Annotated in this window: 7 protein-coding genes and 2 pseudogenes; 3 read left to right on the plus strand and 6 right to left on the minus strand. The window is 40.0% G+C overall.

Annotation, left to right across the window (positions count from 1 at the left end; all coding sequences use genetic code 11):
- Positions 1 to 647, plus strand: a pseudogene (locus IC572_RS05915) (hypothetical protein); the annotation flags it as partial.
- Between the two features lie 183 nt (positions 648 to 830).
- Here IC572_RS05915 and asd read toward each other — a convergent pair.
- Positions 831 to 1,871, minus strand: a complete 1,041-nt coding sequence (gene asd / locus IC572_RS05920; RefSeq protein WP_187855389.1) for an aspartate-semialdehyde dehydrogenase — start codon at positions 1,869 to 1,871, stop codon at positions 831 to 833.
- Positions 1,858 to 3,186: a histidine--tRNA ligase gene (gene hisS / locus IC572_RS05925; protein WP_187855391.1), complete on the minus strand. Its 1,329-nt coding sequence runs from the start codon at positions 3,184 to 3,186 to the stop codon at positions 1,858 to 1,860. The genes asd and hisS overlap by 14 nt, the downstream gene beginning before the upstream one ends.
- 61 nt (positions 3,187 to 3,247) lie before the next feature.
- On the opposite strand from hisS, the gene waaF reads away from it, so the two are divergent.
- Positions 3,248 to 4,297 (plus strand): lipopolysaccharide heptosyltransferase II, encoded by a 1,050-nt coding sequence (gene waaF, locus IC572_RS05930; protein ID WP_187855393.1) that lies wholly within the window; start codon positions 3,248 to 3,250, stop codon positions 4,295 to 4,297.
- A 189-nt stretch (positions 4,298 to 4,486) separates the two neighbouring features.
- Here waaF and IC572_RS05935 read toward each other — a convergent pair whose 3' ends face one another.
- A complete protein-coding gene (locus IC572_RS05935) occupies positions 4,487 to 4,705 on the minus strand; it encodes a hypothetical protein (RefSeq protein WP_000744170.1) in 219 nt (72 codons plus the stop codon).
- Positions 4,706 to 4,921: 216 nt separating this feature from the next.
- On the opposite strand from IC572_RS05935, the pseudogene IC572_RS05940 reads away from it, so the two are divergent.
- Positions 4,922 to 5,912: pseudogene (locus tag IC572_RS05940) on the plus strand (aldo/keto reductase).
- Positions 5,913 to 6,424: 512 nt separating this feature from the next.
- Here the strand turns inward: IC572_RS05940 and fusA are convergent.
- Genes fusA through rpsL form a run of 3 tightly spaced genes read right to left on the minus strand, consistent with a single transcriptional unit; the run spans position 6,425 to position 9,405 of the window.
- On the minus strand, positions 6,425 to 8,503 hold the full coding sequence (gene fusA / locus IC572_RS05945; RefSeq protein ID WP_187855395.1) for an elongation factor G: 2,079 nt from the start codon (positions 8,501 to 8,503) through the stop codon (positions 6,425 to 6,427).
- 11 nt (positions 8,504 to 8,514) lie between these two features.
- Positions 8,515 to 8,982 carry a 30S ribosomal protein S7 gene (gene rpsG / locus IC572_RS05950; RefSeq protein ID WP_187855397.1) on the minus strand — a complete coding sequence of 156 codons (468 nt, stop codon included), beginning with the start codon at positions 8,980 to 8,982 and terminating at the stop codon, positions 8,515 to 8,517.
- A gap of 15 nt (positions 8,983 to 8,997) precedes the next feature.
- A complete protein-coding gene (gene rpsL, locus IC572_RS05955) occupies positions 8,998 to 9,405 on the minus strand; it encodes a 30S ribosomal protein S12 (protein ID WP_001142321.1) in 408 nt (135 codons plus the stop codon).
- Between the last annotated feature and the right edge of the window lie 39 nt (positions 9,406 to 9,444).

Consider the following 9,444-nt stretch of genomic DNA (forward strand, 5'->3'; position numbering starts at 1 on the left):
CATTTGAAAATGAAATTAAAGGATTTATTAAAAGGACACAAAGTAGGGTTCGTGCGTATGGGTATCCAAAGACTTTCAATATTGATGAGATAGAAAATTGGGAGCAACAAGCAATTAAAACAAGAGAGCAACGAAAATGTGCGGTAAGTAAAAGTTACAGACAAAGTTATAACCACAACATTAAAGTCAATAACCTTGTTAAGGCTTTAAGACAAGGTAAAAAAGTGAGTAGGACATTGATTGCTAAAGTGCTTGCTAACACCATTGACACCGATGCAGGTTATTGCTTTATCTCAGATTTAGCGACACAACTTGACAATATTAGTCCTAGACTATCTAAAAGCATCGTTACCGCCATAGAGCAAGCAGAGGGAGTAAGACTAACTTATGCGTTGATTGACAAAATCACCTATAATTCACTCCACAATACCTTGAATTTCATTTTTGATATTGATAACCCTTTGAGCGACCAAGCGTTTGAGAAGTTAGTGATTGAAGTCCCACGAGAAGCGTTAAAGAATGTGAAGTTACCACAAATCAAAAATGTATTGACCGCTCAAATCTTTGATGGTGCTTACCACTTTAGAGGTAACGACTATAAATACCAATACCAGACATCACCTGAATTGTTGGATATGTTTGAATAGGAAAGTTACTTAATAACGCTAGTGCTATTTTATTGAATACTGACAATTAAAGCCTTAATGTTTTAAAAAGTAGGGTTTTAGTTGCTTCATTTTTAATAAAACTCATTAAGGGGATAAGGGTTTTAGAACAATCCCCTCTAACTCTCTAATAACGCTTTTTAAAGAATTACCGCTTGACTAAAACTAAGCGTTCTTAATGTAATGCATGGCGATTTTGAGCGCGTTGGTGGCTGCCCCCACTCTTAATTGATCCGCCACGCAAAAGCCGTGCAAAGTTTTCTTATCAAACAAATCCTTCCTCAAGCGCCCTATAAAGATGCTATCCGTGTGGCTCGCTTTTAGGGGCGTGGGATAAAGATTATGGCTAGGATCATCGCAAACAACCACGCTAGGGGCGTTTTTTAAAACTTCATAGACTTCTTTGAGATCGAATTCTTTTTCAAAAGCGATACTCAAACTCTCGCTATGGCTCCTCAATACCGGCACGCGCACGCAAGTCGCGCTGATAGGGAAATCCACGCCCATGATTTTATGGGTTTCATGCGCCATTTTCAGCTCTTCTTTCGTGTAGCCATTCTCCTTAAAAGTGTCAATATGAGCGATCGCATTGAAAGCGATCGGATAAGCGAAAGCCCCGGCTCGCAAAACCTGGTTTAAATCAATAGCGGGGTCTTTTTCCAAATATTCTAATGCGGTTTTTAGCTCATTTTTTAAACTTTCTATGCCCTTATTCCCTGCCCCACTCACGGCTTGATAGGTGCTAACAATCACGCTTTTTATCTTAAAATGAAGGTGTAAGGGGTTTAAGATTTGCGTCATTTGAATGGTAGAGCAATTAGGGTTAGCGATGATATTTAAAGGAGCGTTAAAAATTTCTTTAGCGTTGATTTCAGGCACGACTAAAGGCACATCTTTATGCAATCTAAAAAAGCTCGTGTTATCAATCACTAAGGCCGTTTTTGAAGCGCTTGTAGCAAATTCTTCGCTCACGCTCCCCCCAGCGCTAAAAAAGGCGATGTCTATTTTTTCTCTTTCAAAAACTTCATGCGTGGTTTCTAAAATTTCATAGTCTTTATTGAAAGCTTTGATCTTTTTACCAGCGCTCCTAGCGCTAGCGAGCGGGACAAATTTTTTAATCGGAAAAAAAGAATTTTCTAAACCTTTAATCAGCTCTTGGCCTACCGCCCCACTAGCCCCGACAATAGCGACATTATAAGTCTTCATCGTTTTCTCCAATGATTTCAAGGGCTTTTAAAAAACTCAAGCAATTCAACTGCATGCCTGAATGCATGTTTTTCAAGCTTAAGGTTTCGCTTTTAAATTCTTCTTCGCCAATGACAGCCACAAACTCATGCCCCTTGTGGTTAGCGTAAGAAAAGGGTTTTTTGATTTTTTGAGCTTCTGGATAGACTTCGCTAAAAATCCCGCTTTGCCTTAAAGACTCCGCTAAGCGGTTGGCGTAAGAAAAATACTCTTCATGCATGCAAGCGATTAAGACTTTAGCCTGGGTGGAACGCTCGTCTAATAATTGCATTTCACTCAAAGCCACAATCAATCGATCAATCCCAATAGAAGCCCCCACCCCTTGTAAATTTTCTTTAGAAAAATTTTTAGTCAAATGATCATAACGCCCCCCTGAACACACGCTCCCTAAAGACTTCATATCATTAAGCGTGGTTTCATACACAATCCCTGTATAATACCCTAATCCCCTAGCGATAGAAAAATCAATTTTATACAGGTTTTGAGAAATTTGCAAATCCCCTAGCAGCTGGTATAGCCTTTCTAAATCCTGTATGCCCTTTTTCAGACTTTCATTATAGTCTTTCAAATAAGCAATTTTTTCAAAAAATTCCACATGGCTTAAATCGTTTTGTTTGATTTGAACCATTTCTAAAAGCTCTTTAATGGTGTTTGAATCTAAATCGCACTCTTTTTTTAATTCCTCTTCAACCCCATTCAAGCCAATTTTTTCTAATTTATCTACAATGCGCAGCACTTCATTCACCTGAGAGATCCCAAAATATTCGCATATCCCATTCAAAATTTTTCTGTGGTTGATAGAGACGCAAAAATCTTCTAAATCCAGGGCTTTTAAAGAAGCGATAATCACTTGAATGATCTCAGCATCGCACACCAAACTCTCGCTCCCTATAAAATCAAAATCGCATTGCGTAAATTCCCTGTAACGCCCTTTTTGCGCCCTTTCGCCCCTAAAGACATTGCCTATGGCGTAGCGTTTAAAGGGCATGCCTAGGGTTTGGTGGTGTAAAGAGACAAAGCGCGCTAATGGCACGGTCAAATCAAACCTTAAAGCCACATCCCTATCCCCATGGTCTTTAAAACGATAAATTTCTTTTTGAATATCGCTGCTCGCATCAGGCAATAACGTTTGAGCGTATTCCAAATGAGGGGTTTCAATCGGCACAAAACCAAAACTTTGAAACACGACTGAAACTTTAGCGAGCAACTGGGCTTTTTGTATCGCATCTTTAGGCAAGCGGTCTTTAAACCCGCTCAACACTTTAGGGGTAATCATTCCATTTCCTTGTATTTGTATGCTAAAATTTTAGCTTAAAATCTTTAAAAAAGGGCTATTGATGAGCGTAAATGCGCCCAAACGCATGCGTATTTTATTGCGTTTGCCTAATTGGTTAGGCGATGGGGTGATGGCAAGCTCGCTCTTTTACACCCTTAAACACCACTACCCTAACGCGCATTTTATCTTAGTGGGTCCACAAATCACTTGCGAACTTTTCAAAAAAGATGAAAAAATAGAAGCCGTTTTCATAGATGACACCAAAAAATCCTTTTTCAGGCTGCTAGCCACTTACAAACTCGCTCAAAAAATAGGGCGTTGCGATATAGCGATCACCTTAAACAACCATTTTTATTCCGCTTTTTTGCTCTATGCGACAAAAACGCCCGTTCGCATCGGTTTTGCTCAATTTTTCCGTTCTTTGTTTCTCAGCCATGCGATCGCTCCTGCCCCTAAAGAGTATCACCAAGTGGAAAAGTATTGCTTTTTATTTTCGCAATTTTTAAAAAAAGAATTGGATAAAAAAAGCGTTTTACCCTTAAAACTGGCCTTTAACCTCCCCACTCACACCCCAAACACCCCTAAAAAAATCGGCTTTAACCCTAGCGCAAGCTATGGGAGCGCTAAAAGATGGCCAGCTTCTTATTACGCTGAAGTTTCTGCTGTTTTGTTAGAAGAAGGGCATGAAATTTATTTTTTTGGGGCTAAAGAAGACGCTATCGTTTCTGAAGAAATTTTAAAACTCACTAAAGGCTTATTAAAAAACCCCTTATTGTTCCATAACGCTTACAATCTGTGCGGGAAAACAAGCATTGAAGAATTGATACAACGCATCGCTGTTTTAGATTTATTCATCACTAACGATAGCGGCCCTATGCATGCGGCTGCTAGCGTGCAAACCCCCTTAATCGCTCTTTTTGGCCCCACTGATGAAAAAGAGACTAGCCCCTATAAAGCTCAAAAAGCGATCGTATTGAACCACCATTTAAGCTGTGCGCCTTGCAAGAAACGAGTTTGCCCTTTAAAGAATGAAAAAAACCATTTGTGCATGCGATCTATCACGCCCCTTGAAGTCCTAGAAGCCGCTCACACTCTTTTAGAAGAGTCTTAAACGCCTTTTATGCACTTTTTTAAAACACAGCCACATTAATAAAACTCTGTGTATATAAAAGATTTAAACTTTATTTTTAAAGGCGTGAGAAGAGCGATAAATCCCATCAAAGGTTTTAAAAAATGGTAGGAAATTATAGAATAGTATCCAAAAAAGCGTTTTTAAAAACGCTTTTTTGAGTCAAAGCCATTAGGCCACTGAGTTTTTAGGTTTTTTGGCGTCTTTTTTATCTTTGTGAGCCACTAATTGAGAGCTTAACTCAGGTTTTTTGGCGTCTTTTTTATCTTTGTGAGCCACTAATTGAGAGCTTAACTCAGGTTTTTTGGCGTCTTTTTTATCTTTGTGAGCGTATGCAGAACTCACCGCTAAAACTGATAATAAAACACCTGTCAAGATTTGCTTTTTCATACGAAACTCCTTGTGATGATCTTAAAAGCGAGAGAATTATATTTCTCAAAAGTAAACGAATAGAAACCAATCAAATTTTTGATTGGTTTGGTGGTTTTGCTACCTTAAAAAAACTATAATACAAAAAACTTGATAAATTATCTTTGGTTTTAGAAAGTTTGACAAAAATTAAGATTACGGTTATACTAAAAAACAATATGAAATCAAGGAGTTTGTATGCAACAGCGTCATTTAGGCCCTTTAAAAGTGAGTGCATTAGCTCTAGGGTGCATGGGCATGACTTTATGGGTATGGGGAAGTCCATGATAAAAAGCAGATGGTTAAACTTATCCATAAGGCTTTGGAATTGGGTATTAACTTTTTTGACACTGCAGAGGCTTATGGGGAAGATAATGAAAAGCTTTTAGGCGAAGCGATCAAGCCTTTTAAAGACAAGGTTGTGGTAGCGAGCAAGTTTGGGATTTACTACGCAGATCCTAATGACAAATACGCAACCATGTTTTTAGACTCCAGTCCTAACCGCATTAAGAGCGCCATTGAAGGGAGTTTGAAACGCTTAAAAGTAGAATGCATTGATTTATACTACCAACACCGCATGGATACTAACACGCCCATAGAAGAAGTGGCAGAAGTTATGCAAGCTCTTATTAAAGAAGGAAAAATTAAAGCTTGGGGGATGAGTGAGGCAGGGTTATCTAGCATCCAAAAAGCCCATCAAATTTGCCCTTTAAGCGCGTTGCAGAGCGAATATTCCTTGTGGTGGCGTGAACCTGAAAAAGAGATTTTAGGTTTTTTAGAAAAAGAAAAAATTGGCTTTGTCGCTTTTTCGCCTTTGGGTAAGGGGTTTTTAGGTGCGAAATTTGAAAAAAATGCCACCTTCGCTAGTGAGGATTTTAGAAGCGTTTGTCCTAGGTTTAATCAAGAAAATCTAGCCAAAAATTACGCCTTGGTGGAATTAATCCAAGATCATGCACACGCTAAAGGCGTTACACCAGCCCAACTGGCTCTCTCGTGGATTTTGCACACGCAAAAAATCATTGTCCCTCTCTTTGGCACCACCAAAGAATCCAGGCTCATAGAAAATATAGGGGCTTTGCAGGTTTCTTGGAGTCAAAAAGAATTGGAGATTTTCCAAAAAGAATTGACTGCAATCAAAATAGAAGGGGTCCGCTACCCTGAAAGAATCAATGAAATGGTGAATCAATAAAAGTATTGGGTATTTATAATTGCATTGGCTCTTTTAAAAGAGGTCAGTGTGTTTTTATCCCCCTAACAAACTTTTTAAGGCATTTTAACAAGGCTTTGTTTTAATAAAAAATTGATTATAAAAATTTGAAAAATACCAAAAAGCGTTTTTTAAGATTGAATACAAAAGAGCTTGTTATGAGTCAAGCGGAATTTCCTGTAAGGCGGTCTATGAATTAGGGATTTTTAAAGAGCATTGCTACAAAACACCCCTAACCCCTTAAGAAAACGAATTCCACCATGAAATAAAATCTAAAACGATTAAACGAAGCAACCAAAACCCCATTTTTAAAAATCAAAGTTTTAGTTACCCCTATTTGACAAGACATAGAGCCAAAAATCAATCTTATAGCAAAAAAGGCAATTAGAGAGATAAAAAGGGATAAAAACACTCAAAAAGCCTTTTTAAATCCAAAAGAAAAAAGTTTAAATAGTGCCTACAACACCCTCTCGTAAGAGAGCGTTATAATCAAATCAGCCTTTGCGCTTTTCTACAATTTCCTTAGCGATATTGCTAGGCACTTCGCCATAATGATCAAACTCCATGGAGTAAGTCCCACGCCCTTGAGTGGCTGATCGTAAATCCGTAGAATAGCCAAACATTTCCACCAACGGCACAAAAGCATTCACGATTTTCAAGCCTAATCGGTCATCCATAGAATTGATTTGCCCTCTTCTTCTATTCAAATCGCCAATCACATCGCCCATGTATTCTTCAGGGACTTCCACTTCCACTTTCATCATAGGCTCTAGTAAAACCGGATTAGCCGCGCGACTCGCTTCTTTAAACGCCATAGAGCCAGCGATTTTAAACGCCATTTCTGAAGAATCCACATCATGGTAACTCCCATCATAAAGGGTAACTTTAAAATCCACCACCGGATAGCTTGCCAAAACGCCATTTTGCATCGCTTCTTGAATACCCTTATCCACCGCAGGGATATATTCTTTAGGGATCACGCCCCCTGAAATTTCATTCACAAATTCATACCCACTGCCAGGCTCTTTAGGCTCAAGCTTGATAAACACATGCCCGTATTGCCCACGACCACCGCTTTGCTTAGCGTATTTATGCTCTTTACTCACGCTTGAGCGGATAGTCTCTCTAAAGGCGACTTGCGGCTGACCGATTTCAGCTTCCACCTTAAATTCTCTTTTCAACCTATCCACGATGATTTCTAGGTGCAATTCACCCATACCGCCAATGAGGGTTTGCCCGGTTTCTTCTTGAGTCATCACCCTAAAGCTTGGATCTTCTTCAGCGAGCTTGCCTAACGCCACGCCCATTTTTTCTTGGTCTGCTTTCGTTTTAGGCTCCACAGCGATGTGAATGACTGGCTCAGGAAATTCCATCCTCTCTAAAACGACCGCATTTTTTTCATCGCAAAGCGTGTCCCCAGTTAGCGTGTCTTTTAAGCCCACAAACGCGCAAATCTCACCCGCATAAACTTCTTTAATGTCTTCCCTCTTATTGGAATGCATTTTAAGGAGTCTTCCCACGCGCTCTTTTTTATCTTTGGTGGAGTTATACACATAGCTACCGGATTCTAGCTTGCCACGATACACGCGCACAAAAGTGAGTTGGCCCACAAAAGGATCCGTCATGATTTTAAACGCCAAACCGGCAAACTCGCCATCATCGCTGGATTTCACAAAAGCTTCTTCTTCGGTTTTTGGATCAATCCCCTTAATATCCACAACCTCCGTAGGCGCTGGCAAGTAATCAATGACCGCATCCAACAAAGTCTGCACACCTTTATTTTTAAAAGAAGAACCACAAAGCATGGGGACAAGGCTCATGTTCAAACAACCTGTTTTAATGCCTTTTTTGATTTCTTCAACGCTTAATTCCTCACCGCCTAAATACTTTTCCATCAAGGCTTCATCTTGCTCGGCTACGGCTTCTACAAGCTTTTCTCGGTATTCTTTAGCCCTTTCTAACAAATCGCTAGGGATTTCTTCCACATCGTATTTGGCCCCCATGGTTTTATTATTCCAAACAATCGCTTTCATTTGGACTAAATCAATCACGCCAATGAAAGTGTCTTCAGCCCCAATAGGGATATTAATAGGCACAGGATTGGCTTTCAAGCGAAGCTTAATCTGGTTTTCTACATTATAGAAATTCGCCCCAATCCTATCCATTTTATTGACAAAAACAATCCTAGGCACGCCGTATTTATTCGCTTGACGCCACACGGTCTCGCTTTGAGGCTGCACGCCCCCAACCGAGCAAAACACCGAAACCGCACCATCTAGCACGCGCATGGATCGTTCCACTTCAATAGTGAAATCCACATGCCCTGGAGTGTCAATCAAATTGATTTGGTGATCCTTCCAAAAACAAGTCGTTGCCGCAGAAGTGATAGTGATCCCTCTTTCTTTTTCTTGCTCCATCCAGTCCATTGTCGCCGCGCCGTCATGCACTTCGCCAATCTTATGGCTCACGCCTGTGTAGAATAAAATCCTTTCAGAAGTGGTGGTTTTCCCGGCATCAATGTGAGCGGCGATACCGATATTTCTGATCCTGTTTAATGGGGTTTTTCTAGCCATTCTAACTCCAATTACCAGCGATAGTGCGCGAACGCTTTATTCGCTTCTGCCATTTTATGCACATCTTCTTTTTTCTTAAAAGCCGCACCCTTATCGTTAGCCGCATCCATAAGCTCGTTAGCCAATCTATCCACCATCATTCTTTCATTGCGTTTTCTAGTCGCTTCTAAAATCCAACAAATGGATAGCGACTGCTGGCGACTCGCTCTCACTTCTACCGGCACTTGATAGGTAGCCCCACCCACTCTTCTGCTGCGCACTTCCACTAAAGGACGCACTCTTTCTAGGGCTTTTTCAAACACTTCAATCCCTTTTTCACCGCTTTTTTCTTCAATCTTATTAAAAGCTTTGTAGATGATTTTTTCCGCTACGCTTTTCTTGCCGTCGAACATCATCTTATTGATAAACTTGGTAACCACTTTGTTCCCATAAACAGGATCGCCCAAAACCTCCCTAACGGGTGCTTTTCTTCTTCTCATGTTTTTGTTTTCCTCTTATTTTTTCTTGTTGTCTGTTGCTTTCTTGTCGGTCGCTTTAGCTTTTTTAGTCCCATATTTAGAGCGTGAAACCGTTCTTTTATTGACCCCTGCAGTGTCTAAAGCACCACGAACAATGTGGTATTTCACACCGGGTAAATCCTTAACCCTACCCCCACGCACTAACACAATGGAGTGCTCTTGCAAGTTATGCCCTTCACCAGGGATGTAACTGATCACTTCAAATTTACTAGTCAAACGGACCTTAGCGACCTTTCTTAAAGCCGAGTTAGGCTTTTTAGGGGTAGTCGTATAAACCCTAGTACAAACCCCTCTTCTTTGAGGGCATTCCACTAATGCAGGTGATTTCGTTTTTTTAACCACCTTTTTCCTTTCTTTTCTAATCAACTGATTGATAGTAGGCACTATTTTTCCTTATTCTAAAAATTTAAAACTAAAAGTTCC

The organism is Helicobacter pylori (assembly GCF_014496485.1).
Taxonomy (GTDB): Bacteria; Campylobacterota; Campylobacteria; order Campylobacterales; family Helicobacteraceae; genus Helicobacter; species Helicobacter pylori_DD.

Excerpts from the sequence above, each read along its gene's own strand:
- asd (WP_187855389.1), bottom strand. The coding sequence starts at position 1,871 with ATGAAGACTTATAATGTCGCTATTGTCGGGGCTAGTGGGGCGGTAGGC.
- hisS (WP_187855391.1), bottom strand. The coding sequence starts at position 3,186 with ATGATTACCCCTAAAGTGTTGAGCGGGTTTAAAGACCGCTTGCCTAAA.
- waaF (WP_187855393.1), top strand. The coding sequence starts at position 3,248 with ATGAGCGTAAATGCGCCCAAACGCATGCGTATTTTATTGCGTTTGCCT.
- IC572_RS05935 (WP_000744170.1), bottom strand. The coding sequence starts at position 4,705 with ATGAAAAAGCAAATCTTGACAGGTGTTTTATTATCAGTTTTAGCGGTG.
- fusA (WP_187855395.1), bottom strand. The coding sequence starts at position 8,503 with ATGGCTAGAAAAACCCCATTAAACAGGATCAGAAATATCGGTATCGCC.
- rpsG (WP_187855397.1), bottom strand. The coding sequence starts at position 8,982 with ATGAGAAGAAGAAAAGCACCCGTTAGGGAGGTTTTGGGCGATCCTGTT.